This window comes from Pseudomonas sp. MF6767 (assembly GCF_016405475.1).
In the GTDB taxonomy this organism is placed as follows: Bacteria; Pseudomonadota; Gammaproteobacteria; order Pseudomonadales; family Pseudomonadaceae; genus Aquipseudomonas; species Aquipseudomonas paracarnis.
Map to the genome: position 1 here is coordinate 251,193 of NZ_JAEKCY010000003.1, position 25,609 is coordinate 276,801.

Annotated in this window: 35 protein-coding genes; 30 read left to right on the top strand and 5 right to left on the bottom strand. The window is 58.9% G+C overall.

The features are described from left to right. The 3 genes from JFT58_RS07305 to JFT58_RS07315 are packed head-to-tail and all read left to right on the top strand — an operon-like array spanning position 1 to position 2,416. Complete coding sequence (locus JFT58_RS07305; RefSeq protein WP_198834359.1) at positions 1 to 1,011, top strand: phage tail fiber protein; 1,011 nt, start codon at positions 1 to 3, stop codon at positions 1,009 to 1,011. 43 nt (positions 1,012 to 1,054) lie between these two features. Further along, positions 1,055 to 1,588 carry a glycoside hydrolase family 19 protein gene (locus JFT58_RS07310; RefSeq protein WP_198834360.1) on the top strand — a complete coding sequence of 178 codons (534 nt, stop codon included), beginning with the start codon at positions 1,055 to 1,057 and terminating at the stop codon, positions 1,586 to 1,588. A 60-nt stretch (positions 1,589 to 1,648) separates the two neighbouring features. Next, the gene (locus tag JFT58_RS07315; protein WP_198834361.1) at positions 1,649 to 2,416 is read left to right on the top strand and encodes a DNA adenine methylase; all 768 of its coding nucleotides are present in this window, start codon (positions 1,649 to 1,651) and stop codon (positions 2,414 to 2,416) included. Positions 2,417 to 3,246: 830 nt separating this feature from the next. Here the strand turns inward: JFT58_RS07315 and JFT58_RS07320 are convergent. Both JFT58_RS07320 and JFT58_RS07325 read right to left on the bottom strand, forming a co-directional pair. Continuing rightward, positions 3,247 to 3,618, bottom strand: a complete 372-nt coding sequence (locus tag JFT58_RS07320; protein WP_054897085.1) for a hypothetical protein — start codon at positions 3,616 to 3,618, stop codon at positions 3,247 to 3,249. Next, positions 3,611 to 4,099 carry a Panacea domain-containing protein gene (locus tag JFT58_RS07325; RefSeq protein ID WP_034126473.1) on the bottom strand — a complete coding sequence of 163 codons (489 nt, stop codon included), beginning with the start codon at positions 4,097 to 4,099 and terminating at the stop codon, positions 3,611 to 3,613. The genes JFT58_RS07320 and JFT58_RS07325 overlap by 8 nt, the downstream gene beginning before the upstream one ends. A gap of 225 nt (positions 4,100 to 4,324) precedes the next feature. Here JFT58_RS07325 and JFT58_RS07330 point away from each other — a divergent pair, with 225 nt between their 5' ends. The 24 genes from JFT58_RS07330 to recX all read left to right on the top strand — a co-directional run bounded on the left by JFT58_RS07330 (position 4,325) and on the right by recX (position 20,512). Further along, complete coding sequence (locus JFT58_RS07330) at positions 4,325 to 5,068, top strand: LexA family transcriptional regulator (RefSeq protein WP_169918753.1); 744 nt, start codon at positions 4,325 to 4,327, stop codon at positions 5,066 to 5,068. Between the two features lie 590 nt (positions 5,069 to 5,658). Continuing rightward, entirely contained in the window at positions 5,659 to 5,997 is a 339-nt protein-coding gene (locus JFT58_RS07335; RefSeq protein WP_034126475.1) for a phage holin family protein, read from the top strand. A gap of 22 nt (positions 5,998 to 6,019) precedes the next feature. Beyond that, on the top strand, positions 6,020 to 6,535 hold the full coding sequence (locus JFT58_RS07340) for a hypothetical protein (protein ID WP_054897087.1): 516 nt from the start codon (positions 6,020 to 6,022) through the stop codon (positions 6,533 to 6,535). Positions 6,536 to 6,538: 3 nt separating this feature from the next. Further along, positions 6,539 to 7,150 carry a phage baseplate assembly protein V gene (locus JFT58_RS07345; RefSeq protein ID WP_032893296.1) on the top strand — a complete coding sequence of 204 codons (612 nt, stop codon included), beginning with the start codon at positions 6,539 to 6,541 and terminating at the stop codon, positions 7,148 to 7,150. 9 nt (positions 7,151 to 7,159) lie between these two features. Beyond that, complete coding sequence (locus tag JFT58_RS07350) at positions 7,160 to 7,492, top strand: phage baseplate protein (RefSeq protein WP_032893295.1); 333 nt, start codon at positions 7,160 to 7,162, stop codon at positions 7,490 to 7,492. Then, positions 7,489 to 8,484: a baseplate J/gp47 family protein gene (locus tag JFT58_RS07355; protein WP_054897088.1), complete on the top strand. Its 996-nt coding sequence runs from the start codon at positions 7,489 to 7,491 to the stop codon at positions 8,482 to 8,484. The genes JFT58_RS07350 and JFT58_RS07355 overlap by 4 nt, the downstream gene beginning before the upstream one ends. After that, a complete protein-coding gene (locus JFT58_RS07360; RefSeq protein WP_014717162.1) occupies positions 8,481 to 9,119 on the top strand; it encodes a phage tail protein I in 639 nt (212 codons plus the stop codon). The genes JFT58_RS07355 and JFT58_RS07360 overlap by 4 nt, the downstream gene beginning before the upstream one ends. Next, the gene (locus JFT58_RS07365; RefSeq protein ID WP_054897089.1) at positions 9,116 to 9,646 is read left to right on the top strand and encodes a hypothetical protein; all 531 of its coding nucleotides are present in this window, start codon (positions 9,116 to 9,118) and stop codon (positions 9,644 to 9,646) included. Before JFT58_RS07360 ends, JFT58_RS07365 begins: the two co-directional genes overlap by 4 nt. An 82-nt stretch (positions 9,647 to 9,728) precedes the next feature. Next, entirely contained in the window at positions 9,729 to 10,346 is a 618-nt protein-coding gene (locus JFT58_RS07370) for a hypothetical protein (protein ID WP_054897090.1), read from the top strand. Beyond that, a complete protein-coding gene (locus JFT58_RS07375; protein ID WP_082423392.1) occupies positions 10,347 to 10,607 on the top strand; it encodes a phage tail assembly chaperone in 261 nt (86 codons plus the stop codon). A 90-nt stretch (positions 10,608 to 10,697) separates the two neighbouring features. After that, positions 10,698 to 10,871 (top strand): hypothetical protein, encoded by a 174-nt coding sequence (locus JFT58_RS07380; RefSeq protein ID WP_003189022.1) that lies wholly within the window; start codon positions 10,698 to 10,700, stop codon positions 10,869 to 10,871. 2 nt (positions 10,872 to 10,873) lie between these two features. Then, complete coding sequence (locus JFT58_RS07385) at positions 10,874 to 12,040, top strand: hypothetical protein (protein ID WP_054897091.1); 1,167 nt, start codon at positions 10,874 to 10,876, stop codon at positions 12,038 to 12,040. Continuing rightward, positions 12,040 to 12,546 carry a phage major tail tube protein gene (locus JFT58_RS07390; protein WP_054897092.1) on the top strand — a complete coding sequence of 169 codons (507 nt, stop codon included), beginning with the start codon at positions 12,040 to 12,042 and terminating at the stop codon, positions 12,544 to 12,546. Before JFT58_RS07385 ends, JFT58_RS07390 begins: the two co-directional genes overlap by 1 nt. Before the next feature lie 181 nt (positions 12,547 to 12,727). Beyond that, positions 12,728 to 13,300, top strand: a complete 573-nt coding sequence (locus JFT58_RS07395; protein ID WP_054897093.1) for a phage tail assembly protein — start codon at positions 12,728 to 12,730, stop codon at positions 13,298 to 13,300. After that, positions 13,297 to 13,422: a hypothetical protein gene (locus JFT58_RS30575; protein ID WP_014717169.1), complete on the top strand. Its 126-nt coding sequence runs from the start codon at positions 13,297 to 13,299 to the stop codon at positions 13,420 to 13,422. The genes JFT58_RS07395 and JFT58_RS30575 overlap by 4 nt, the downstream gene beginning before the upstream one ends. A 6-nt stretch (positions 13,423 to 13,428) precedes the next feature. Continuing rightward, entirely contained in the window at positions 13,429 to 15,651 is a 2,223-nt protein-coding gene (locus JFT58_RS07400; protein WP_054897094.1) for a phage tail tape measure protein, read from the top strand. Continuing rightward, a complete protein-coding gene (locus tag JFT58_RS07405) occupies positions 15,651 to 16,034 on the top strand; it encodes a phage tail protein (RefSeq protein ID WP_014717171.1) in 384 nt (127 codons plus the stop codon). The genes JFT58_RS07400 and JFT58_RS07405 overlap by 1 nt, the downstream gene beginning before the upstream one ends. Next, the gene (locus JFT58_RS07410) at positions 16,027 to 16,239 is read left to right on the top strand and encodes a tail protein X (RefSeq protein ID WP_054897095.1); all 213 of its coding nucleotides are present in this window, start codon (positions 16,027 to 16,029) and stop codon (positions 16,237 to 16,239) included. Before JFT58_RS07405 ends, JFT58_RS07410 begins: the two co-directional genes overlap by 8 nt. Before the next feature lie 9 nt (positions 16,240 to 16,248). Then, positions 16,249 to 17,250, top strand: a complete 1,002-nt coding sequence (locus JFT58_RS07415; protein WP_054897096.1) for a contractile injection system protein, VgrG/Pvc8 family — start codon at positions 16,249 to 16,251, stop codon at positions 17,248 to 17,250. A 22-nt stretch (positions 17,251 to 17,272) separates the two neighbouring features. Beyond that, positions 17,273 to 17,830, top strand: coding sequence for a glycoside hydrolase family 19 protein (locus JFT58_RS07420; RefSeq protein WP_054897097.1), 558 nt, complete (start codon positions 17,273 to 17,275; stop codon positions 17,828 to 17,830). Further along, complete coding sequence (locus JFT58_RS07425; RefSeq protein ID WP_034126487.1) at positions 17,818 to 18,312, top strand: lysis system i-spanin subunit Rz; 495 nt, start codon at positions 17,818 to 17,820, stop codon at positions 18,310 to 18,312. Before JFT58_RS07420 ends, JFT58_RS07425 begins: the two co-directional genes overlap by 13 nt. An 81-nt stretch (positions 18,313 to 18,393) precedes the next feature. After that, positions 18,394 to 18,894 carry a CinA family protein gene (locus JFT58_RS07430; protein WP_054897099.1) on the top strand — a complete coding sequence of 167 codons (501 nt, stop codon included), beginning with the start codon at positions 18,394 to 18,396 and terminating at the stop codon, positions 18,892 to 18,894. Positions 18,895 to 18,977: 83 nt separating this feature from the next. Beyond that, positions 18,978 to 20,036 carry a recombinase RecA gene (gene recA / locus JFT58_RS07435; protein ID WP_014717176.1) on the top strand — a complete coding sequence of 353 codons (1,059 nt, stop codon included), beginning with the start codon at positions 18,978 to 18,980 and terminating at the stop codon, positions 20,034 to 20,036. Between the two features lie 8 nt (positions 20,037 to 20,044). Further along, entirely contained in the window at positions 20,045 to 20,512 is a 468-nt protein-coding gene (gene recX / locus JFT58_RS07440; RefSeq protein ID WP_034126489.1) for a recombination regulator RecX, read from the top strand. Between the two features lie 58 nt (positions 20,513 to 20,570). Here recX and JFT58_RS07445 read toward each other — a convergent pair whose 3' ends face one another. Both JFT58_RS07445 and JFT58_RS07450 read right to left on the bottom strand, forming a co-directional pair. Further along, the gene (locus JFT58_RS07445; RefSeq protein WP_034126490.1) at positions 20,571 to 21,683 is read right to left on the bottom strand and encodes a TIGR00730 family Rossman fold protein; all 1,113 of its coding nucleotides are present in this window, start codon (positions 21,681 to 21,683) and stop codon (positions 20,571 to 20,573) included. A 295-nt stretch (positions 21,684 to 21,978) separates the two neighbouring features. Beyond that, the gene (locus JFT58_RS07450) at positions 21,979 to 22,413 is read right to left on the bottom strand and encodes a PA3611 family quorum-sensing-regulated virulence factor (RefSeq protein ID WP_034126491.1); all 435 of its coding nucleotides are present in this window, start codon (positions 22,411 to 22,413) and stop codon (positions 21,979 to 21,981) included. Positions 22,414 to 22,591: 178 nt separating this feature from the next. Here JFT58_RS07450 and JFT58_RS07455 point away from each other — a divergent pair, with 178 nt between their 5' ends. The 3 genes from JFT58_RS07455 to JFT58_RS07465 all read left to right on the top strand — a co-directional run bounded on the left by JFT58_RS07455 (position 22,592) and on the right by JFT58_RS07465 (position 24,651). Next, entirely contained in the window at positions 22,592 to 23,311 is a 720-nt protein-coding gene (locus JFT58_RS07455; RefSeq protein ID WP_054897131.1) for a tRNA-uridine aminocarboxypropyltransferase, read from the top strand. A gap of 251 nt (positions 23,312 to 23,562) precedes the next feature. Further along, positions 23,563 to 24,213, top strand: a complete 651-nt coding sequence (erdR, locus tag JFT58_RS07460) for a response regulator transcription factor ErdR (protein ID WP_003189050.1) — start codon at positions 23,563 to 23,565, stop codon at positions 24,211 to 24,213. Positions 24,214 to 24,288: 75 nt separating this feature from the next. After that, positions 24,289 to 24,651, top strand: coding sequence for a diacylglycerol kinase (locus JFT58_RS07465; protein WP_003189051.1), 363 nt, complete (start codon positions 24,289 to 24,291; stop codon positions 24,649 to 24,651). A 3-nt stretch (positions 24,652 to 24,654) separates the two neighbouring features. Here JFT58_RS07465 and JFT58_RS07470 read toward each other — a convergent pair whose 3' ends face one another. Further along, positions 24,655 to 25,581, bottom strand: a complete 927-nt coding sequence (locus JFT58_RS07470) for a LysR family transcriptional regulator (RefSeq protein WP_003189054.1) — start codon at positions 25,579 to 25,581, stop codon at positions 24,655 to 24,657. Positions 25,582 to 25,609: the final 28 nt, after the last annotated feature.

Sequence of the window (25,609 nt, forward strand, 5' to 3'; positions counted from 1 at the left end):
ATGGCAAGACAAGGCATTAATCTTGGTACGGCGCCGACAGGCCAGGGCGGAGATACGTTTCGCACTGCCAGCCAGAAGAACAACGACAACTCGAACGAGCTTTATACTGCCCTTGGGGCTCCGGCTAACGGACAGTTGCCAGCAGCGCTACCCGTTGCGAAAGGCGGCACGGGTGGGACTACGCAGCTTGCTGCCCGGCAAGGCTTAGGGCTAGGCGCTGCCTCAACTAAAAGCTTTGGGCTGCAAGACGGAGAGCTTATCCCTGCTGGTACCTATAGTGGGTTTTATTCGAACAATGCGCCGACGACCTATCAAGCTGATAGGCCTGGCGAACCCGGCCAAGGTGGTGCTTTTTCCAGGCTTGGCGCGCCGGGCTCATCTTCAGGCTTGTCGTACAGCACGGTTATCCGTATTCCCTATGCTCAAGGCTTTGAAGCGCAGATTTTTATTCCTGTGGCTCAAGGCACCGGTGGTTTGTACTTTCGGACTACGCCGTCTAACGATGGCGGCGCTTTCGGACCTACGTACAGCGTCTATCACACAGGCAACACCACCCGCGGCTCCGGCGGCGCGCTTTCTGCAGCATCGCCAATCTTGAGAATCGCTAACGTGTCCGCCAGCGAGCGCCGCGACCTCCAAGAGGAATCGTTTCTCCCCGCCGGCGAATGGGGTGTGGCCAACGATGAAGCGCGCGGCGTTATTGTTGAGCGCCTCGGCGTTGGCGAGTACCGGGTGACGGGAAGCCTTGGCCTGGCACTGGAGGGCTGGCGCACACAAGATCCGCACTCGCCTGATGGAGGTCGTGCACTGGGCATAACCGAAAGCGAGCAGACCGATGGCGGGGCTGTCGTAATCCGTCTTTTCAAACAGCGCTGGACGCTCACCGATGACGGAGAGATGGTGCCGGGCCGGGGCTCACCTATGGATGTCCCGCTGAATAGCTGGATCGATGTGCGGCTTGAAATGCCCAAGGTCGACACGCCGCCGCCACTCAGATCGACCGAAGAATAGCAGCCCGCCAGTTGAGCGGGCTTTTTTACGCCTGGAGAAAGCCATGCCTATCACCGAGCAGCAACTGCTGCAGATACTCCCGAACGCCGGCCGCAATGCCGGCGTTTTTGTTCCTGTGCTGAATGCGGCGATGAGTCGACATGCCATTGTCACCCCGCTGCGCATCGCGGCGTTCATCGCCCAGGTCGGGCATGAGTCGGGCCAGTTGCGTTACGTGCGGGAGATTTGGGGACCAACGCAGCAACAGGCCGGGTACGAAGGTCGTGCCGATCTGGGCAACACCGTAAAGGGTGACGGTTCCAGGTACCGTGGCCGTGGCCTGATCCAGGTCACTGGACGTGCCAACTATGCCGCGTGCGGCGAGGCCTTGGGGCTGGACCTGATCAACAAGCCTGAATTGCTTGAGTTGCCCCAGCACGCCGCCATGTCAGCGGCCTGGTTCTGGTCGACCAAAGGCCTAAACACGCTGGCGGATCAGGGGCAGTTCGCGAAGATCACCCGACGCATCAATGGTGGGCTCACCGGTCAGGACGACCGCCGGGCGCTGTACGACAAAGCGCTAAAGGTGCTGGCATGACCTACAGCGCTGGTCGAAAAAATTAGCATTACTCATTCAACCAAAAGCGAAGGATCGCAAATGACAAACCCAATCGTTCCATGGATGGGCGGCAAGCGCCGTCTTTCGAAGCGCCTGCTCGCGTTGTTTCCAGATCACGAGTGCTACGTCGAGGTATTCGCCGGCGGCGCTGCGCTGTACTTCAAGCGAGAGGAACCTGCAAAAGTCGAGGTTTTGAACGATCTCAACGGCGACCTGGTGAACCTGTACCGCGTCGTCCAGCACCACCTGGAGGAGTTCGTGCGCCAGTTCAAGTGGGCGCTTAGCTCTCGACAGATATTCGAGTGGCAAAAGATGACGGCCCCCGAGACGCTGACGGATATTCAGAGAGCCGCGCGGTTCTTCTATCTCCAGCATCACGCCTTTGGCGCAAAATCCACAGGGCAGACGTTCGGTACCGCAACCACCGGCCGGCCTATCAACCTGCTACGGATCGAGGAAAATCTATCGCAAGCATGGCAGCGCCTTGCCGGAACCTACGTTGAGAACCTGCCCTGGCTGAAGTGCGCCGAAAAATACGATCGACCTCACACCTTTCACTATATGGATCCGCCTTACTGGCAGACAGCTGGGTATGGCGGGGAATTTGGCTTCGAGGAGTACGAGCGAATGGCCGACTTCATGCGGACTTGCCAGGGCAAGGCCATGGTAAGCATCAACGATCACCCAGATATCCGGCGAGTGTTCGATGGTTTCCGCTTGGAAACGATGGATATTCGTTACAGCACCGCCAATCCCCGGAAAGGGAAGGTGGCGATGACTGGCGAGCTGGCGATCATGAACTGGTAAACCCTGGTGGAAAGAGCGCTCACCGCGCAGGATGTGAATCCGTAGCGTCATCGAAAATCAGGAATAACGCCTCTATCGTGGCCGGCGTCAGAGCGCGTGCTGCTTCAAGCCCTTCTACGAACCCGGCAGCACGCTCTCCCGCTAGCGTACGAGAGGCATTGTCGGCCGCCCTGGCGATGCGTTCGAGGTGGGACGTTGCCCGGCTCTGAATCAACGGTGGGAGGTTCATCTCTACAAGTTTCTGAGTGTCGTTCATCGTCGTTATGCCTGTCTAAAACTACCTCAACCTAGCACGCATTCATTGGGTGTAAAGGGCGCTAAATGAAAGTAGGGTTTTAGACAGCAATGTACTGAAACCCGCGTATGGCGTGGCTCTAGGCCATTTCCAGCCCATACTGCTGCATCATCGGGGTGTGGGAGGACAGATCTGAGGAGTTTTTACTCATTGGGTAATAGGCAAATTCGTTGAAAGTGATGGGGCAAAGGGGGCGCTTGGCCCAGCATTTTTTGCGATGGCGGCAAGGTTAACACGCGAGGTCGGACCTTCGCAGGTCGCAAGCGGCCAGGTAAACCACGAAAGCGGTGCCGCCTCAAGAAACACCAACATAACCGTGGCGAGGGGGCTTGCTCCCGGTGGAGCGCGCAGCGTCCCTGGAAAATGGCTGCTACGCAGCCGAGCGAGAGCAAGCGCCCTCGCCACAGGTTAGCGGTTCAATCAGGCATTGCAGCAGCGTTAGACAATCCGGTCAGAGCCCTGAAAATCAGGGGCTGACTCACGCGCATTCATATCTCAATACGAGATAGAAACGCAGGTCGTGAATACGACCAGACTATTTGGATCTACGCCCACTGGCCGGAAACAACCCTCTGATCACCCCAAGAAACGCAGCAAACAAATTGATTGAAGTCGCCGTAGTGATGGCAATCACTACATTGTCCGAGAACGGCGCTTTACCCGAGTAATACGTCGACCACCCATTCCAAACCAAAAGAACCGCCCAGAAGATCACACCGCAGGCGGCAAACCAGAATGCACGTCCCGCATACTTCTTGCGCAGTTGCCGTTCGGCCTTCTGGTCTTTTAGGTTCTGGTTTCTTTCATCGTCGGTGCCTATGGCTTGCTCGCCACCGGCTTGGGTGTCCTGGTCAGGCCCTGCCGCGGGGGGCAGGGTGAGTTCCAGGTTGTCGAGTTCTTCACTCACGGATGCGGCTCTTTGGGTGAATGAGTGTTGCCATGTCTTCCCAGTCGATGGCGGAACCGTCGGCACCCTTGAGGGCCCAGGCTGTGCCGTCCTCGTGGGACAAGTTGGACAGTTGGGTGCCGGACCATTTGCCGTATTTGTTAATGATCCGGTCAATCAAACGATGGGTGTAGGTATCGCTCTCAGGAACCCTCGGTGTCACGAAGACAATGTCTTCGGCGTCGGGCTTCAGGTTGCTGAGCAGCGCGGTCACCGGGCGATTACCGTAGGATTTCAACTCATGGTAAAGCGACGGGATGACCGGGCCATATTGCCAGCGGGCGAAGTGGTCATCCATCAGGGGCTGGTCCCGTTCGCGCAAATGCCAGGACTGTGTATAGAACAGCAGTTTCTGCAGCTTCATCGGGGTCAGGCCCGAAACCTTGCCTTCCTTCGCGCGTTCAATGAAGGCGTTAGCAACAGCTAGCGCTGAATAAGCCATGAGCACCTCCGTCGTTGCTGGCTACGTTGTCAAAGAGTTTTATACATAGGCCTTGAGTTGTCGACATGCAAGGTGTTGATCGGCAGCAATACCAAGCTGGCAGAATAGTAGAATGCCGATAACTGGGTGTATATACAGTATTTTGATTCGAATTAATTGAAAGTCGGATGTTTAATGCATAAATATGCAAATTAGCATTTGCCAACCTCAGAAACTCCCGTCACTATCCGCGTTATGCAAAAACGCAACGTTTCTATCGTCTTAAGAGAACTGCTGGATCGCGACCGGATCTCCCCCACGGAGCTCCATCGGCGCACCGGCGTGCCTCAATCCACACTGTCCCGGATCCTCAGCGGCAAGATCGTTGATCCGTCGGATAAACACATCTCGCGCATCGCCGAGTATTTTCGCGTAAGTACTGATTACCTGCGCGGGCGCGCAGCAGTGGGCGTTGTGCGCGACGATGGGCGCGACCCGATGCATTCGGAACTCAAGGACATAAGCCTGTGGGACGACGACACCCCCGTTAATGATGACGAGGTGTCGATCCCCTTTCTGCGCGAGGTTGAATTGGCTGCTGGATCAGGAAGATTCGTCATCGAGGAAAGCGAGAAAGCCAGCCTGCGGTTCGGCAAGCGCAGCCTGCGGCATAATGGTGTGCAGTTCGACCAGGCCAAATGCGTGACGGTACGTGGCAACAGTATGTTGCCGGTATTGCGCGACGGCGCCACGGTAGGGGTGAATGCCGGCAAGAGCGGCATTGGCGATATCGTGGATGGCGACCTGTATGCCATCAATCACAACGGCCAGTTGCGGGTCAAACAGCTCTACCGCCTGCCTTCCGGTATTCGCCTGCGCAGCTTCAACCGTGATGAACACCCCGATGAGGACTACAGCTTCCAGGATATCCAGGATGAGCAGATCAGCATCCTCGGTCATGTTTTCTGGTGGGGCATGTACGCCCGCTAACCTCCACGCGTAAGAAGAAACCCGCCCATGTGCGGGTTTTTTTTCGTCCATAGGAAACCGGCAAAACCCAAGCCCGCCAGGCTTCGAATGCATCCGTGCATTCCGGCAGCAAAAATAAATGCATTTGTGCATTGACTGTATATGCATACATGCATATTCTTCATCTCAAGCCAGCCAACAAGGCCTGGTGGAGGCGGCAAGGATGCTGCCAAGGAAGACAAGGAAGGCACGCAACATCGGCAAGGACGCCATCGAAGCGATGGCAGGGAGGCCAGGCAACACCGGCAAGGATGCCGACGCTCTTTAGTTTCAACGCTTCAACAACAGGCAGCGATGAACCGGCCTTAACGGTTCAGAGGGTTGGCAACTGACCCGGGTGTGCAGCGTAAAGCACCAAAAGCAGTTATCCGGCAGACAGGGATCGTGGTCGGAAAAACATCGAGGAAAGGACCGTACCGCGCCAGTAGCGCCGAAAGTCCGAGGACATCATTACTGAAAAGCCCGGGCGACCGGGCTTTTTGGAATGCCTACCTACTCAAGCATTTGTAAATGAAATACGGACTATTTATTGCTCAGCCAGGAGGCGTGACATGACAAGTGAACAGCAAGCGTTAGCGGAGATGCCTATCTGGCTGGTCATCGTACTGGCAGTGATCGGCGGTGTATCCGGCGAGATGTGGCGGGCCGACAAGGAGGGCGCCCGCGGTTGGTCGTTGATCCGCCGCCTGGCCCTGCGTTCCGGGGCGTGCATGGTCTGCGGGGTTTCGGCTTTGATGCTGTGCTACGCCGCCGGCATGTCGATCTGGACCGCCGGCGCCATCGGTTGCCTGACCGCCATGGCCGGTGCCGACGTGGCGATCGGCCTTTACGAGCGGTGGGCGGCCAAGCGCATCGGGATCAACCAAGGCTCCCGCCAGGACCCGCAGTAATTGTTGCAAGGACGCTACTAAAATGACGCTTATCGAAAAGCCATCGCAACTGCCCCAGGCCATTGGCGCGGCGCTGCATGCAGCCCTCCCGGGCCTCAAGGTGGGGAGCCACCAGGATTTCCAGGGCGACGCTGAAAAAAACGGCGTAATGGTTACGGTCGAAGGTAATGGCCCTGGCATTCGCTCTCGCGAGGGGCGCAAAGCCCACGTCTTGGCCATTTCACTCAGGGCCATGGTTGCTCCCGGTGCATTGGCGTTCGATGCCTGCGACCTGGCCAGCCAACTGATGGACCTGGTGCTGGATAACCGATGGGACCTGCCCCCGGCACAGTGCGATTTGCCAGCGAATATCGTCGCTGCGCCCGCTTTGCGCACTTCCGTAGAAACGGACTACGACACCTGGGCGGTTTCCTTCACGCAAACCCTCTATCTGGGACCGGCGTTACTCGACGATCCCACAGGCCAACCGCTATTTGCCTGTACCTGGGACGTCTCCAACATCGACGACCCAACCCAATACCAGCCACTGGCGGAGTAGCCCATGTTCGACGCGCTGTTACGCATGCAATTGGGACCGATCGTCGAACGCCTGGCAGAGATGGAGAGCCAGCTCGAAGACCTTTACCGCCGCGCTGAAAGCTTCTGCCGGATCGGAATTTGCCAGCAGGTCGATGCGGCCAGCAACACCTGCAAGGTCAGCCACGGTGATTTGCTGACCCCGGCGATCCGCTTTTTCAACCCCAGTGCAGGTGCCCAAACCGAAACCCGTATCCCCACGGTGGGTGAACAATGCCTGCTGCTCAACTACGGCGGGGGAGAAGGCGGTGTGCAATCCGTGGCTTTGTTTGGCCTCAACAGTGATCGTTTTCCGCCAGTCTCCAGCGTTGCAACGTTGACCCGGCGCCGGCATCAAGACGGTACCCAAAGCGACTACGACGACGCCAGCCACACCTTCAATTGGGTCAACGGCCCCACCACCTTCAGCGGTTCCCGCGAGCAGGTTGACGTCAAAGTCGGCGCCGCCAGCCTGACCCTCAGCGCCCAGGGCATCACCCTGCAAGTCGGCGGCACCAGCCTGTTGCTGGACGCCGGCGGCGCGCACTTCAGCGGCCCGGTGGTGGACCATCAAGGACGCGTCATCAGCCCCCGATAAGGATATCCCATGCTCGGAATCGATAGGAACACCGGGGCAGCCGTCGATGATTGGCTGCAATTTGTGCAGCGCGCCACCCGGGCGCTGACCACCCCAGTGGGTACTCGGCAAAAACGCCCATTATATGGCTCGCTGATCCCGCAATTGCTCGGCCAGAACCTCGGTGACGACCTCTTGATCCTCGCCCAGAGCCACGCCGCGCAAGCCTTCTACAACACCCACAACGGTATCGGCGACTTCGACCCCCAGGTCATTGTCGCCACCCGCCAAGGCGCCGGCCTGCTGCTGCGGTTTGCCGGGACCTGGAAAAACCGCCAACAATCCTTCGAGGTCGTGACATGAGTATGCTGATCCCCGGCCAGAACCAACTGGCGGAACCGGCCATCATTAAGGTCGATGAGTTCGAACCGTTGCTGGCCGAATTCAAAGCGTTTGTCATCGACTACGTCGCCACTCGCGCGCCGCAAAGCGCAGCCAAACTCCAGGCCAGCCTCGACAACGAAAGCGAACTGCTGACCCTGGCCCTGGAAGCTTTTTGCGTGCGCCTGCAAACCCACGAACGCAAATACAACGCCCGCATCAAACAGATGCTGGCGTGGTGGGCCACCGGTAGCAACCTGGATGCACGCCTGGCCGATATGGGCCTGGAACGCCAAATGCTCGACCCTGGCGACCCGGCCGCGTTCCCGCCGGTGCCACCCACCTTGGAAAGCGACGACGACGCCCGCCTGCGCTACTACCTGGCACCCCACGCCCCAGCGGCGGGCTCGCGCATGCAGTATCGCCGCGAAGTGTTCACCTTGGGCGAGCGCCCAGCAGTGAAAGTACAAAGCGCGACGCCCGGTGTGGTCACGGTCACCTACACCTTCGACCCCGACGGCTACGCGGCCCAGGTCAAGGACGGCAACGCCCGTCGCACCGCACCGGGGGAAGTCATGGTCACCGTGCTTTCCAGGGAGGGCGACGGCACGCCATCTGTCGACTTGCTTGACGGTGTACGTCGACATTTCGCACGGCCGGATGTACGGCCCGAAACCGACCTGGTCAGCGTCCAGGGGGCGCAGATTCAACCCTACAAAATTCGCGTGGTGGCCAAGATCAACGCCGGCCCGGACTCGGGCTTGACCCAAGTGGCAGCGCAGAAACTGCTGCAAGACTACGCAGAGTCCTGCCATCGCCTGGAAGGGCGGGTCGACCCTAGCTGGATCGACTACGCCATCCACAGCGCCGGCGCCGCGCAACTGCAAATTCTTGAACCGCTGGCGCCGATTGTCAGCACCGCTTTTCAGGCCCCGTATTGCACGGGCGTCGAGGTGGAGGTGCGCACACTATGAGTGAACCCAAAGCGAGTTTGCTGCCGGCCAACAGCTCACCGCTGGAAAAGGCCCTGGACCTGGGCTTCGGCACATTGCTTGAGCGTGTCGCCCCGCCGTTTCCGGCGCTGATGAACCCGCTGTATACCCCTAGCGAGTTCCTGCCTTACCTGGCCGCCGACCGTGGCGTCAGCGAATGGGATGCCGAGGCCAGCGAAGCGGAAAAACGCCTGACCGTGGCCTTGTCCTGGCAGATCCAGCGCCAGGCCGGCACACCCAAGGCGCTGAGCCATGCGGTGGAGTCATTGGGCTTCACGCCGAATATCAGCGCTTGGTATCAGCAGCGCCCCTTGGGCGTGCCTTACACCTTCGACGTGCAGGCGATCATCGGGCGCAGTTGGTCCAGCGGCGACCACAACCGGCTGATCCGACGTATCAACGCGGCGAAAAGTGAACGCGATCAGGCGACGATTACCATCGTGCATGAAACCGAAGGCCAGCTCGCGCTCACGCAAGTGCTCGACGCGCCTTTAAGCGACGGCGAGTTCTACCTGAACGGCGCATTGCCGGACCTGGCGCTGGTGGCTCGCCTAAACAGTGCCGGGGTTGCCCAGCACTACACCATTAACGATTACGACCTCAGGGCGCAGCCATGACAGATGAAATCACGCGCCTGGTGCGCTTCACCTCCAAAGGTTTGGATGAAGTGCTGCAGGCAAAGAACCAGGGCCTCAAAGGCGAAATCACCCACATCGGCGCCGGCACCGGCCGCTACAACCCCGACGGCACGGAAGTGGCCTTGCGTGACGAGCGCCAACGGGTGGCCATTGTCGATTACGAAGACCTGGGCGAGCGCCAACTCAGAATGGCCGCGCTGTTTGATGGCGACGGCGAATATGAGATTGGCGAGTTCGGGTTTTACCTCGCCAGTGGCACCTTGCTGGCGGTGTATTCCGTGGCGGGGAAGTTGCTGACGTATAAAGCGGCGGCGGCGCGGGTGCTGCAGAAGTTTACGCTGGATGTTTCGCCGTTGCCGGCGGATAGCGTGACAGTGGTTGTAGGGTCGGAAAATTTCAATATTCTTATTGCTGAAGAGCTCGCATCAGTGGCGACTGCCAATATAGATAATATGGCCCGTCATCTTGGTGTGCTGTTTCGCGTTATGGATATTGAATTGAAATAGTTTTTTTATTGCTAAAGGGGTAGGTTGCCTAGATGTGAATCGTGGTTGAGTGACCTAAAGATAATTTAAAGGAGTAATTGCTTTGAGTACGGAAACGCAAATTGCTAGTTTGGTTCAGGCCTCTAATAATCTGACAAGTGCTGTAACTGGGAAAATAGGTGCCATCGATGCACGGATGGATCAAGCGCGTGCGGAGTTTGATCAGTTTCGTGCCCTGAAGGACGTTGTGGGTGAGGTAGGTCAGCCTGGAACACTGTTGATGAGTGTCTTTCAAGGACTTATATGGGGAACAGGGGCTCCTTACGACGTTGGCGCGACAGGTGGCTTGGTCGCTACGGATCTTGGATCTTCGTTGAATGTATATGCCCATTTTAAGTTGCCGTTTTCTATTAATACGGATGACCAGATGTTTTGGCTAAATATACGTGGATATAGCTATGGCAGTTCTTTGGTTTTGGACGAGACGTTCGCGGGCTATGTTTATTCGCCACAGCGAGCAGTCATTAATCAATCATGCTTCGGGAAGTTTGAGCCGGCCATGTATGCTGATGCTGCAGGTAATGCTGTTTGTAGAATCAAGATTCCCAATGTGTATGTAACGTCACTACGGATTGATACGATGCAAGTTGGCCGCTATCGGCCGATTAAACTTGGGGACATAAAGTCGAAGCTTTCTCTTTCACCAACGGTGGTTTTTTAAATGAACGAAATTTCTATGGAGGGCGTTCCGTCCCTTATTCCCAGCAAGGAAGGTCTGGAGCTTTTGGAGTGGTCTTCTATTCGCGTTCGTCGTGATCGGCTGTTGCGCGAGACCGATCATAGTCAAGTCCAGGACAGTCCGCTGAATGACGCCCAGCGAGCCCAAGCTGCGGCATACCGCAAATTGCTGCGGAATGTCCCCCAGGATGTCGGAGACCCCTTCGCAGTTGAATGGCCAGAAAAGCCAGACTTTCTTAAATAATCAACTTGGCCGCGAAAGCGGTTTTTTTTCGCCTCCCCAAAGCCCCTCCCCGCAGGGGCTTTTGCATTTCCCACCCGGAGATTTCCACCCATGCCCACCCGCCAAACCTACACCGTCCTCATCCCATTCCCCATCGGCAACGGCCATTGGTCTACCGCCGGTGAGGAGCTGGAACTGCTCGACGTCGAAGCATCCGCCCTGCGCACCGCTGGCCGCCTGGAACTGACCAGCGTCCTCAACTCCACCCCCAAGAAGGCTGAATAACCATGGCAGAAGTCCTGAACTTCGAGCACAACGGCATCACTGTGAATGCCACTGAATCCCCCGAGGCCATGGGTGGCCTTGGCGATAACGTCATTGGCCTGGTCGGCACTGCGCCGAATGCCCATGCTTCGATCCCGAAAAACGCGCCGTTTCGCATCAACAGCTTTACCACTCAGGCGTTGCTGGACCCTACCGGCACTGAGTCGGGAACCTTGTTCCAAGCGGTGTACCAGATCCTCAAAGTGGTGAAGGTGCCGGTCTATGTGGTCATCGTCGAAGAAGGCGCTACCCCGGCCGATACGATCAATAATGTGATCGGCGGCAACGACCCGGTCACCGGTCGCAAACTGGGCCTGGCGGCCCTGAGCAGCGTGCCTGAAGACCTGACCATCATCGGCGCTCCAGGCTTTACCGGCACCAAGGCTGTGGCTGGTGAGTTCGCCTCCTTCGGCAAGCGCATCAAGGCCCGTGTGGTACTGGATGGCAAGGACGCGTCCGTTGCCGACCAAGTGACCTACAGCGGCGAACTGGGCGGGGCCGACCTGGGCTTCGACCGTTGCCTGCTGGTGCACAACATGCCGTCGGTGTACTCCAAGGCCTCGAAGAAGAACGTGTTCCTGTCGCCATCCTCGCTGGCCATCGCCGCATTGGCCAAGGTCAAGCAGTGGGAAAGCCCAGGTAACCAGGTGACCTTCGCCGAGGACGTTTCCCGCGTGGTCGAGTACAACATCCTCGACACCTCCACCGAAGGCGACCTGCTCAACCGCTACGGCGTGAGCTACTACGCTCGCACCATCCTCGGCGGCTTCTCGCTGCTGGGTAACCGCTCCATCACCGGCAAGTTCATCAGCTACGTCGGCCTGGAAGATGCCATCAGCCGCAAGCTGGTCAAGGCTGGCCAGAAAGCCATGGCCAAGAACCTCACCAAGTCCTTCATGGACCAGGAGGTCAAGCGCATCAACGACTGGCTGCAAACCCTGGTGGCCGACGAAACCATCCCCGGCGGCAGCGTGTACCTGCATCCGGAGCTGAACAGCGTCGAGAAGTACAAAAACGGCACCTGGTTCATCGTCATCGACTACGGCCGCTACGCACCGAACGAACACATGGTTTATCAACTCAACGCCCGCGATGAAATCATCGAGCAGTTCCTGGAGGACGTTCTCTAATGTTTACCAACCGAGTCAGACAGGCCATTGCGGCCACCCTTCAAGGCCTGCCGTTGTCCGCAACCGTGGAAGAGTTCACCCCGCCGAAGATCGAGTTCGACATGGAGCCCATGTCCGGCGGGCGCTTTATTGCCGAGGAAATGGCCAAGAGCGGCAAGGTGCTCAATGCCAAGCTGGTGCTGCAAGGTGCCGGCCCGGAAATCATGCTGGCCCTGGGCGTGCGCACGGGCGACGACATCTTGCTGAACGTGCGTGAAGCCGGCCAAGACCAGGACGGCAAGACCTACTTCACCTACCACACCGTGGGCGGCAAGCTCAAATCCCTGGAGGAGGCGAAGCTGAAAATGGGCGACAAGGCCACCACCACGCTGGAGCTGTCCTGCCGTACCTACAACCGTCTGGAAAATGGCATTTCGGTGATCGACATCGATGTGCGCACCCAGAAGTTCGTGCTCAACGGCGTCGACATTCTTGGCGATGCCCGCCGCGCCGTGCTGATGCCTTAAGGGCCGGCGCAATCTGAAGCGAGCACGGTCAAGGTGGGAGCTGGCTTGCCTGCGATGCAGGCGACTCGGTATCCCTGGTGTATCGAGTGGATGCCATCGCAGGCAAGCCAGCTCCCACAGGGGCCATGCTCAGGTTTAGATTTTTCGCACTTTTCAATACCGTTCAACAAGGAATTGCCCCATGGCCTGGATGCCACCGTTGCACATCCTGCTGTCCCCGATCACCGCCGACACCGGTGCAATGATCGAGCAGGTTCAACTCAAACCGTTGTTCTACGCCGCGCAAAAAGACGCGCTGGCCCGGGCCGGTGATGACGAGGACGACCAGTTCTTCGAACTGGCGAAACTCGCCACCGGCCTGTCGGAAAAAGAACTCGACCAACTCAAACGCCCGGACTACGTGAGCATTGCGCAGTACGTACACGAAATGTCGACGCGCCCGGCCTCGTTCTTCCTGAACGAACAGGACGTGACGACCCACGACCAGCCTGTCCACCTGCTATTACCCCTGGAAGCCGCCGGCCGTACCCTGACCGAACTGCCCCTGGAAATGCCCGCCCTGCGCGCTACCAAGGTGATGAAAAAGCTAGCCACTAACAAAGAGCGTGCCGAGTTCATCACCGCCCATTGCACCGGCCTGATGATTCCCGATCTTGCCGGCCTGACCGTGCCCGACTGGACCGAGCTGCAGGAGCGCATCGACGATTTTTTAAACAAACCGGCGGACTTCTTTCGGAGCGCGACATCGAAGTGATCCTCGATGTAGTGCCGCTGGTTTACTCGGTAAACGAAGCGGAAATCCTCGACTGGGAAGCCGGCAAAGCATTGCGCCGCTACGACATCGCGATCAGTCGTCTTGGCGTCAAACAGGAGTAGAGCGCAATGGCAGATAGTAATCATGAAGCAGGGTCAGCCATTGCCAAGGACGGCGTGATGACTCAGGGCGCACTTCAGATGACAGGAATGCACGCTAGTCTCAAACCTATCACCCAAGCGCTGCCGAGCCCGCTTGAGGGGGCCCCGGGGAGTGCGGCGAGTTTGGCCCTGGCATTGGCCGATGCCAGCTTGCAGATCAAGCATCTGGCGGACGGGCAGGTCCGGTTGGTCGATACGCTGGAGCTGTTCAACGTCTCGTTGCTCAAGGTGATGGACGCCCGGCAAGCTCAAACTGCCGGGAACGCAGAGGGTACGAAGACCGTCGCGCCTACAGACAAGCGCACACCCTCGCAGGCGCTGGACGCCGCGATGACCGATATTGATCAACTGTTGATGCTTGCCCGGCATGAGCGCAAGGCATTGCGTGAAGCCAACCTTGCCATGGCGTCCGAGCCGGTGGTGGCTGCCAGTGGTGCCAGTGCCGTCGACCTCGCAAAGGTCGAGTATGCCGCCGCCCGTTCCGGTATCGGCAGTGATCGCAAGGACGCTTCGGGCAATATCGACCCCGTTGGGCGCCGGGCAGACCTGCAGCAGTTCGCTCGCGACGCTGCGATCCTGGCGACGGCGTTCAAGATCGACGTCAAAAATGCCGGCGAAATCATGGGCGGCTGGCGCGAGTCAATGCACCTTGATCGCGCACAAGCCTTGGACCTTGCCGACGCAACAAACGTGCTGGGCACCCAGGTATCGCTCAAGGCCGAATCGGCGGATATCGGCGCTGTTGTGCAACTCCAAGGCGCTGCCGCGAAGGCTGCGGGCATGAGTCCCGAACAGGCTGCAGCGCTTTCGGCGGCGTTGTTGAGCGCAGGTAACAGCAAGGTTGTTGCTGGTGCCGGGCTGGAAAAAATCAGCGCCGTCCTGGCTAAAGGCGACAACGCCTCTGCAGGGCAACGCAGTGCCTGGGCAGAGCTCAAGCTTGATCCAAAAGTACTCGCGGCGGGCATGAAACAGGACGCCCCACAGGCCGTGCTTACGGTGCTGGAGGCGCTCAAGTCGCAACCTGCCGAAAGGCAGGCGGTGCTGGCGACGCAGTTGTTCGACGGCAACCAGACGATTCTGAGCCTGGTACCGGTGATCGACAGCGTGAAACAGGCCTTTTCGCTGGTCGCAGAAAAATCCACCTACGCCACTTCGACGCTGGGCGACCAAGGTTCGGTGCTGCGTTCGGCCGAGGTTCGTGCGGACTCTACTTACGCACGTCGGCAAGCCTACGAGGCCAGTACCACGCGCTTGAGCACTGCCTCTGATACAGCGCTGGCCCCCGTTGTGGATGCCAAGCTGACCGCCATGAACGGCCTGGTCAGTGGCGTGGCTTGGCTCGCGGAGGGCCTGCCCAAGGCTGCCGCTGCCGTCACCCTGGCGGGGGCGGTGCTGATCCCGGTGGTTTCCGGTGTTTTCGGTGCCGTGAAGGACAAGATTTTCGAAAAGGTCGCAGGGAAAGTGCTCGGAGAGGGGCCGGCAGCCGGGAATAAAACCACACCGCCGGACAGCCAGCGCAAAGCCCCGAGTAATGACGGGCACAACGGTAATCGCCCGTCTGCTTCCGGCCCTGGCATCTCTGGCAAAGCGGCGAAGGTGAGCAAGCTGGCCAAAGGGGTCCCCCTGGGTTTGGTGGTGGCCCAGGCCGGTGTCGAGATGACGCAAGGCGCGATGACCGGAAACCTGGGTCAAGCGGTTGGCACTAGCGTGGGCTCCATCGGCGGCGGTGTTGCCGGCGGTGTCGTCGGTGATGTGGCCGGGATGGCGATAGGCCGAGCGGTCGGCACGCTGGCGGGAGCTGTTATCGGTTCGGTTGTTCCGGGTGCCGGCACAGTGTTGGGCGGTGTGATGGGCGGCGTCGCCGGGGGCGCAATCGGTAAGGTAGTCGGTGGCGCCGTGGGCACTTTCGTGGGCAGTGACGTCGGTGCGTGGCTGGCTGAAAAAGTGATGGGGACGGGCGATCGCCTGCCATCCCCCACGGAGGTCAGCAAAAACCTCAACGCCCCTCAGGCCGACAACCGCCAAATCAACTTCGCCCCGCAAATCACCATCACCGCGCCTGAGCAAGCCAGCCATCAACAACTGGCGGCGCTCGTGGTGCAACAGATCGAAGCGCAATTTACCCCGCTGTCGATGGACAACCTGCTGGCGACCCGACGCGGCGCAGCACTCACCGATGGAGCTGTGTGATGCGACAACAGATGGTCTTGGGTACTTTTATTTTCGGGCTGTCCCGTGGGTTCGCCTACGACACGCTTGATCGTGGTAGCAGCGGGGGCTGGGTCAGTCTCGACATCATTGCCGGCAAACCTAAATCCAGCCAGGTCGGCCAGGGGCTCGAAACGCTGGCATTGGGCGGCAAGGCTGCGCGTGCCAATGGCATGGCGCGCCTGGATGAGTTGCGCACCCTGCAGGCCCTGCGGGCGCCGTTGCCTTTGGTGGACGGGTTGGGGCGTAACTGGGGGCTATGGACCATCCAGTCGATCAGTGAAAAACAAGCCAGCGTGATCGACGACGGGACGGCCATGGTGATCAATTGGACATTGTTACTGGAGGAGTTCGTCAATGCGTAGGGTTCGAAGTATTGCCGGCGACTCGGTGAACCTGTTGCTCTACCGCGAACTGGGGCGCAGTGATGATGCCGCAGAAGAAGCGTTGTGGCGCTTGAACCCGGAGTTGGCCGAACAGTGCGCGGTACTGCCGGCGGGCGTCAGCGTGCTGGTGCCCGAATTGGACGCGCAACCGGTTGCGAGTCGGCCGGTTTCCGCCTGGGATTAAGGAGCCATCATGGCACTCGGATTTACACCTGTAGTGGAGCTATACGGAGCCAATGCCGCGTTATTCAACGAGAGGCTCTTGGAGTGGGAGCATACCGACGCAGCGGGGTTTGTATCTGATCAACTGAAGTTGACCCTCGATATCGAGGGGCTTGAAGGGCTGCCCGATCTGGGCGGCAAAATTGGCCTGCGTATTGGCTATCTGGAATCGGGCCTGGTGGATAAGGGCGTGTTCAAGATCACCCAGCGCACGCCGTCGATGTTCCCATTGCGACTGGTGCTGGTGGCCACGGCGGCACCGTTCGACGAGCACGAATTCAAACAGCGCCGCACCGCCAGCCATGGGCCGATAACCCTGGGTGCGCTGTTTCGCCAACTGACCACCCGATATGGTTTTTCACCGCGTGTGGCGCCTGAACTCGACAGTGAGCCGATCGCGCACATCGATCAGACCAATGAAAGCGACATGGCCTTTCTGACGCGCTTGGCCAAGCGCTTCGATGCGGTGGCCAAGCCTGTCGATGAGCTGTATGTACTGGGGCGCAAAGGCCAGATCAAGACGCTGTCGGGCAAGGCATTGCCGGATGTACGGTTGTCGATCACCCATGACAATCGTCCAGGTGACCGCGCGTTCATCGGCGCCAGTTTCACCGAGACCAGCCGTGCCAAATACAACGGTGCGCAAACGTCATGGTGGGACGCGGCAGCCGGAAAACAGCGTGTCGTCAAGGTGGGCATCGCACCCTTCAAAATGGTGACACCGCGATACCAGAGCGAGGACGAAGCACGCTCGGCGGCGCAGGGAGAGATGCGGCGGGTGGGGCGCGAAGGGTTGCAGATCGATGTGGTCTGCCCGGGTAATCCTTCGTTGGCTGCTGAAGGCCTGTTGCTGCTGGATGAGTCGTGGCCGGGGTTCATGCAAGGGCGCTGGTCGATTAAAACGGTGAAATCCAGGGGCGAGCGAAAAGGTGGCTATCGGAGTACGGTCCAGGCCAGCGGTTTGTCGGTGTAGATCCTTCCTTAGAGTAAAACCCATGGTAATCACACATGCTCAGCTTCTGGGTGTAATGCCTGGAGCCCGCCTTCGCGCGGGCATTTTTTTAACCTTTCTAAATGCGGCCTTTGCGGGGCATCAGATCAATACGGCCCGTCGCGCCGCCGCCTTCCTCGCCCAAATCGGTCACGAGTCTGCCCAGTTACAGTACGTGCGCGAATTGGGTAGCGATCAATACCTGAGCAAGTACGACACCGGCAGCTTGGCCGCGCGGCTGGGCAACACCCCTGAGGCGGACGGTGATGGGCAAATGTATCGGGGCAGGGGGCTGATCCAGATCACCGGGCGCCGTAATTACATGGCGTGCAGCCAAGCTCTGTTTGGTGACGATCGTCTGCTGCGACAACCAAAATTGCTGGAGCAGCCACAGTGGGCCTGCGAATCTGCCGCCTGGTTCTGGCAAAGCAACGGCCTCAATGAGCTCGCCGACAAAGACCAGTTCACCACCATCACTCGCCGTATCAACGGTGGGCTCAACGGTCTGGACGATCGTTTGCGGTTGTGGGTGCGAGCGAAGGCGGTGCTATGCGTTTCCTAGGTGCGTTTCGCTTGGTCGGTGTGTGCCTGCTCATGGCGCTTGTTTGGCAGGTGCAGGCGTGGCGATACGGGGCGCAGTTGGAGCTGCAATCGGTCCGACATACACAGGCGCTCAGCCAACAAAGCCAGGCAATTCTTCAGCAACAACAGGCTGAACAGGCCAAACGCCTGGCCCTTGAACAGCAAATCTCTACTAGCGATCACCAACACATTCAGGAATTGAACGATGCCCTGCGTAATCAAGCGGCTCTGCGCGATCGCCTGGCCACTGCTGATGTGCGGCTGTCAGTCCTTCTCGCCACCGTCACCACTGGCTGCACAGTGCCTGCCGCCCCCAGCCCCGGCGGCGTGGTTCATGCAACCTCGCGAGCCCGACTTGACCCGGCGCATGCTCAGCGAATTATCCGCATCACCGACGACGGCGATAACGCCCTGATCGCCTTGCGTGCTTGCCAGGCCTACGTGCAGGCCGTCGCGCATTAGCGTCTTGATGCACTCTGTACCTTGCATGGTCGATGGGCTCCTGTAGGGTAGGCAAACCCCCGCCCATTCCTGGAGACGACCGTGAAGGAAATCACTCAACTGGCTGCCGAACTGGGGCGCCGTTTGCAGGTGCTCAGTGCCCACGTCACCACTGCCGAGTCCTGTACCGGCGGCGGCATCGCCGAAGCCATCACGCGGATCCCGGGCAGTTCGGCCTGGTTCGAGGCGGGCTATGTCACTTATTCCAACCGACAGAAGACCCGGCAGTTGAATGTACCGGAAAAACTGTTCGCCAAAGTCGGGGCCGTCAGCCAGGAAGTGGTGGAGGCGATGGCCCGCGGCGCGCAGGAAAAAAGCCTGGCGCGGTTTGCCGTGGCGGTCAGCGGTGTTGCCGGCCCCGATGGCGGTTCGCCGGACAAGCCGGTGGGCACCGTTTGGCTGGCTTTTGCCGTGGGCGAAGAGGTGACGGCTGAGCTTGCGCACTTCACCGGCAACCGCGACGAGGTCCGCCGACAAACGGTAAAAGCCGCGCTGGAGGGCTTGTTGCGACGAGCTGCAGCAGAAATAGACAATCAGGGGTAGGCGATCTTGGATCTTTGTGGAACAATACTGTCTACTTATACAGGTGTTGGCCGTCAGGCCTTATTGATTACGTGAGGACTTTAATGGACGACAACAAGAAGAAAGCCTTGGCTGCGGCCCTGGGTCAGATCGAACGTCAATTCGGCAAGGGTGCCGTAATGCGTATGGGCGATCACGACCGTCAGGCGATCCCGGCTATTTCCACTGGCTCTCTGGGTCTGGACATCGCGCTCGGCATTGGCGGCCTGCCAAAAGGCCGTATCGTTGAAATCTACGGTCCTGAATCTTCCGGTAAAACCACCCTGACCCTGTCGGTGATTGCCCAGGCGCAGAAAATGGGCGCCACCTGTGCGTTCGTCGACGCCGAGCACGCCCTGGATCCTGAATACGCCGGCAAGCTGGGCGTCAACGTTGATGACCTGCTGGTTTCCCAGCCGGACACCGGCGAGCAAGCCCTGGAAATCACCGACATGCTGGTGCGCTCCAACGCCATCGACGTGATCGTGGTCGACTCCGTGGCTGCCCTGGTACCCAAGGCTGAAATCGAAGGCGAAATGGGCGACATGCACGTGGGCCTGCAAGCCCGCCTGATGTCCCAGGCGCTGCGTAAAATCACCGGTAACATCAAGAACGCCAACTGCCTGGTGATCTTCATCAACCAGATCCGTATGAAGATCGGCGTGATGTTCGGCAGCCCGGAAACCACCACCGGTGGTAACGCGCTGAAGTTCTACGCTTCGGTCCGTCTGGATATCCGCCGTACTGGCGCGGTGAAGGAAGGTGACGAGGTTGTTGGTAGCGAAACCCGCGTCAAGGTCGTGAAGAACAAAGTTGCCCCGCCATTCCGTCAGGCTGAGTTCCAGATTCTCTACGGCAAGGGTATCTACCTGAACGGCGAGATGATCGACCTGGGCGTACTGCACGGTTTCGTCGAGAAGTCCGGTGCCTGGTATGCCTACAACGGCAGCAAGATCGGTCAGGGCAAGGCCAACTCGGCCAAGTTCCTGGCGGATAACCCGGATATCGCTGCCACGCTTGAGAAGCAGATCCGCGACAAGCTGTTGACCGCAGCGCCGGACGTGAAGGCGGCTGCCAACCGCGAGCCGGTAGATGAAATGGAAGAAGCCGATACTGACGTCTGAAGCAAGCGATGACTGTTGTACTGGATACACTCGTCGCCGTTCGGCGCACTGCGATGGACCTGCTCGCTCGCCGCGAGCATGGTCGAGTCGAACTGACACGTAAGTTGCGTCAGCGCGGCGCAGAGCCTGAGATGATCGAAACAGCCCTCGACCGGTTGACGGAAGAAGGGCTGTTGTCGGAAGCCCGTTACCTCGAAAGCTTTGTGTCTTACCGCGCACGCTCCGGTTATGGACCTGCGCGGATTCGCGAAGAGTTGAGCCAGCGTGGACTGCAACGTGCCGATATTGACCTTGCGCTACGTGAGTGCGGTATCAGTTGGCAGTCGCAGTTGGAGGAAACCTGGCGTCGCAAGTTTGCTGGGCATCTTCCTATTGATGCCAAGGAGCGTGCGAAGCAAGGTCGCTTCTTGAGTTATCGCGGGTTTTCGATGGACATGATCAGCCGCTTATTGAGCGGTCGGGATATGGACGACTGAGCAAAAAACAAAAGGCCCGCTATGAAAATAGTGGGCCTTTTTTTTTGCCTGCAAAAAATCACGCTGTTTCTGGTGTCATCCGTTGCTGTGCCTTGCCCTGGGCCTGTGCCCAGTTCTCCGGCAGGTTGATGTAATCCACCAACTCCCGCAATCGCCCCTGATCGCGACCGTTGAAATTGAACACCAAACGCGTCAAATGGCTGAACCTCGGTTCGTCATGGTCTTCGCCCGTATAGGCGAGTTGCTGGAACTCGCCACTGAGCCGCAGGCTGGCAAACGCTTGCTGCATATGGGCCAGGGCGCGGTCACTCAGTGGATGATTCATGCGCACCACAAACTCACGCTTAAGCCAACGGGTGGAGTGGAAGTTGGCGTAGAACTGGTTGATTTCGTCCACCGCCTCTTCGGCGCTGTAGACCAGGCGGACCAGTTTGAGGTCGGTGGGCAGGATGTAGCGATTGGCTTCCAGCTGGCTGCGGATGAAATCCAGGGCGCCTTGCCAGAATCCACCGCCCGGCGCATCCAGTAGCACTACCGGCACCAGCGGGCTCTTGCCGGTCTGGATCAGGGTCAGCACTTCCAATGCCTCGTCGAGGGTGCCGAAGCCGCCAGGGCACAACACCAGCGCGTCGGCTTCTTTGACGAAGAACAGCTTACGGGTAAAGAAGAAGTGGAATGACAGCAGGTTGTCGGTGCCATCAATGGTTGGGTTGGCATGCTGTTCAAAGGGCAGGGTGATATTGAACCCGAGGCTGTGCTCCAGGCCCGCGCCTTCGTGGGCTGCGGCCATGATCCCGCCACCGCCACCGGTGATGACCATCAGGTCGGAACGTGCCAACGCCGCACCCACCTCTCGGGCCAGCGCATACAGCGGGCTTTCCACTGGCGTACGCGCCGAGCCGAATACCGTGACTTTGCGCCGGCCCTTGAATTGTTCGAGCACCCGAAAGGCATGGTCCAGTTCGCGGATGGCACGCAGGGTGATCTTGGCGTTCCAGCGATCACGGTCGTCCTGGGCCATGCGCAGGACGGTGAGGATCATGTCTCGATAAAGAGGGATATTCGGGCTGTTGGGGGCGATCAACTGAATTTGTGCGTCGACCTGCTGAGTGAGGTCGGTCCCGTTTTCTTCAAAATGACGAAGCAGCAAATCATTCGATTCATAAGGCATTCAATTTCTCCTTCTTTACAGGGCCTGGGTAGTCGACGAGAACGTCGCCTGGGCCACGACACTGCTTGTGTCGCGGCATGCCGCAGGAGGGCAGGCCTTTTTTTGCCCTGAAAATATGACAGAACAGCATTAAAAACTGTGGTGGGCGGGCATCTGGGATGAACTGATCATGGGCCGAAAAACCCTTGGCTGGCAACCGCTTATTGGGGGTTCATTACGCAGTTTAGTCGTTGGTGGCAAACGCAGAGGAAGCGTGCGCGCCGCTGGGAAGCAGCGCGGGAGGGTCAAGCAGAGGTTACTTTTTCTTTTTCGCCGGAGCCGGGCAATCGGCCTCTGCGAACTTGACGGAAGCCACCGGGCGATTGGTCTTGTTCTCGGTAATTTCGTAGCGCATCACTGCGCCCTTGGCCATCAGCTCGCGGTAGCCCGGGTTGGTGCACACACTGCGGCCCAGCTGGAAATACACAGCCTTGGGGTTGGCGCGCATCTGTTCGGCACGGTCAGGCAGCACGCTGAGGTGATCGATCAGCTGCATGCCTTCAACGGTGTAGGCGACTTCCAGGGTTTTTTCATCGATTTCTCGGGGCAGGTCTTTGTTGCTTTCAGCCGCGACGCTTTGCAGCTTCTTGTTCATTTGAGCCTCCAGCAGCGAGGCCGCGTGGGCGCCCATAGGCAAGACCAGCGCAAGGGCGACGGATGGGGCAACAAGGCGCAGCATGGAACGCAGCATGAAACTCTCCTGATTCGGTTACTGGTGCATAGACCAGCCACTGGGCTGTGCGTTCAGTGGCGCGCAATTATAGGTGAGCCCTTGCCACTACAGCCAGGCGTATCGCTGGTAAACTGCTGGACTTCTGTTTTTCACGAGTTTGTTCCGTGTCGATTTCTTCTACTTCGCCGCGTGCCCGATGAGTCACGCCGTCTCCCGCTTGCGTACCCAGCGTCTGGCGCGTGCCGTCAGGCCGTTTCTCAATCGAGGTTCCCGTGCTGAGCGCTGTCCCGGCTGCCGGGTCATTCCTGAGTACTGCCTGTGTGCCTGGCGGCCTCAGGTAGGAGCCAAGTCCGCCATGTGCCTGTTGATGCATGACGTAGAACCGATGAAACCCAGCAACACGGGTTGGCTGATCGCCGATGTCATACACGACACCACGGCATTCGCCTGGTCGCGTACCGAAGTCGACCCCGAGTTGCTCAGGTTGCTGGCCGACCCGCAGTGGCAACCCTACATCGTATTTCCCGGTGAATTCGTGGCGCCGCAACGGGTGGTCAGTGAAGTGCGCGTGGAGGAGGGCAAGCGCCCACTGTTCATCCTGCTGGACGGCACCTGGAGCGAAGCGCGCAAGATGTTTCGCAAAAGCCCTTATCTGGAGCATCTGCCCGTCCTGAGCCTGGCGCCCGAGCAGTTGTCGCGCTACAAGCTGCGTCGTTCCAAACGTGATGACCATTTCTGTACCGCCGAGGTGGCGGCGTTGTGCCTGGAATTGGCTGATGACTTGGCGGCTAGCGAAGTGCTGGATGCCTACCTCGATGTATTCAGCACCCACTACCTGGCTGCCAAGTTTCAAATGCCGCTGGACCCGACGGACGCTGTGCATACTCGCCTCGCACCCTACACCCCGGCGGTATAACCAGACGACGTTTGCATGATGGCACCGTAAACCTGCAACCCGCTAAAATGCCCGCGGGCGTAGTGCTTGACCCTCCAGGCTACGCTGGTCATGCTGGGCGCCGATTGGGGCGCAACCGTGAATGCCTGACGTCGTTTCAAGTGCTTTTGACGTCGAGCAGGCCCTGTGGCGATAGCTGCCAGGCCGTCGCCTTGTGTATTGGTGAGCCCTGAACCATCGGGTCTCCCATAAAAAACAGGATCATTTAACCAATGGCCACATACGAAATCCTGATAGCCGATGACCATCCGCTGTTTCGCAGCGCTCTGCATCAGGCAGTCACCCTGGGGCTTGGCCCTGATGTCCGCCTGGTCGAAGTGGCCAGCATCGCTGAACTGGAAGCGCGCCTCACCGAAAAATCCGACTGGGACCTGGTATTGCTCGACCTGAACATGCCCGGTGCCTACGGTTTTTCCGGGCTGGTGCTGCTGCGTGGCCAATACCCGCAGATCCCCGTGGTGATGGTGTCGGCCCAGGAAGAAGCCGACGTGGTGGTGCGCTCCAAGGAGTTTGGCGCCAGCGGTTTCATTCCCAAGTCCAGCGCGATGGAAGATATCCAGAAAGCCGTGCGCACGGTGTTGGACGGCGATGTGTCCTGGCCACCCCAGGCGTTTGAAGAAATCAATGTGTCCGATGAAGCCAAGGCCGCCCGCGATGGCTTGGCCAGCTTGACGCCCCAGCAGTTCCGGGTGTTGACCATGGTTTGCGAAGGTTTGTTGAACAAGCAGATTGCCTACGAATTGAGTGTGTCGGAAGCGACCATCAAGGCCCACGTTACGGCGATTTTCCGTAAGTTGGGCGTGCGTACGCGCACTCAGGCGGCGTTGCTTTTGCAGCAACTTGAGTCTATCTCGCAACATTAAGTTACAGCCGCTTCACGCTTTTTTGACTTTGCGTGATCTAGCTTCCCCACTTCTTTGGTTCAGTTGCCTACATCTATGTCGCCTTTCAAGGGTCAAACCGGTATCAAACGTATCTTCAACGCAGGGGGCTATTCCCTGGATGGCCTGCGTGCGGCTTTCACTGGCGAGGCGGCATTCCGCCAGTTGGTGTTGCTGAACGTCATCCTGATCCCCTTGAGCTTTTTCCTGCAGGTCAGCCGGGTTGAACGGGCGCTGCTGATTGCAGTGTGTTTGTTGGCGCTGATCGTCGAATTGCTCAACTCAGCGGTAGAAGCGGCCATTGACCGTATTTCTCTGGACCGCCACCCGCTGTCAAAAAACGCCAAGGACATGGGCAGCGCCGCGCAATTCGTGGCACTGACCATGATCACCCTGGTATGGGCCGTAATCCTGATCTGACGATCAAGCGATACTCGGCAGCACGATCTCGTCGCTGCGCTGCACCCCAGCGGTGAAGGCGCGGCACAGTTCGAGAAACTCGCGCATCGCCGAGGTCTGGTACTTCTGCTTGTGCCAGATGAAGTAGAACTGCCGGGCCAGGTCCAGGTCCGGGGTTTCCACCGGCACCAGGCTGCCACGGCGGAAGGCATCACGCAGCGCCAGCCGCGAAATGCAGCCAATCCCCAAGCCTGACTCCACAGCTCGCTTGATTGCCTCGGTGTGTTCCAGCTCCAGGCGGATATTCAGTGCGCTACGGTGGTGACGCATAGCCTGGTCGAAGGTCAGGCGCGTGCCCGAGCCTTGTTCTCGCAGGATCCACGCTTCGTGGGTCAACTCGTCCATGGTGGCCACGCCACGCTTGGCCAAATGATGCTGGGGCGCACAGAACACCACCAGCTCATCTTCTACCCACGTCTGCACCTCGATATCCGGGTGGCTGCAGTCGCCTTCGATTAGACCCAGGTCAATTTCGTAGTGGGCAACCTGATGCACGATATGGGCAGTGTTCTGCACGTGCAGCTTTACCTGGCTCTCGGGGTGTTGCTGCATAAAGCTGCCAATCAGTAGCGTCGCCAGGTAATTGCCGATGGTCAGGGTGGCGCCGACTGCCAGGGAGCCGAAGCCGGATTTGCCGTTGAGCAGGTCTTCTATCTCCTTGGCCTGGTCTAGCAGCGCCACCGCTTGGGGTAGTAACTGATGGCCGAGGGCGTTGAGGCTCAGGCGTTTGCCGGCGCGGTCGAATAATTGGCAGCTGGATTGACGCTCTAGCTCGGTAATCGAGGTGCTGGCGGCGGATTGAGATAAGGCCAGAAGGCCAGCAGCGCGCGAGACGCTTTCCTGCTGGGCGACGGCGACGAAAACTTGCAGTTGACGGAGAGTAAATCGCATATCGATATAACCGATAACCCTTATCTTA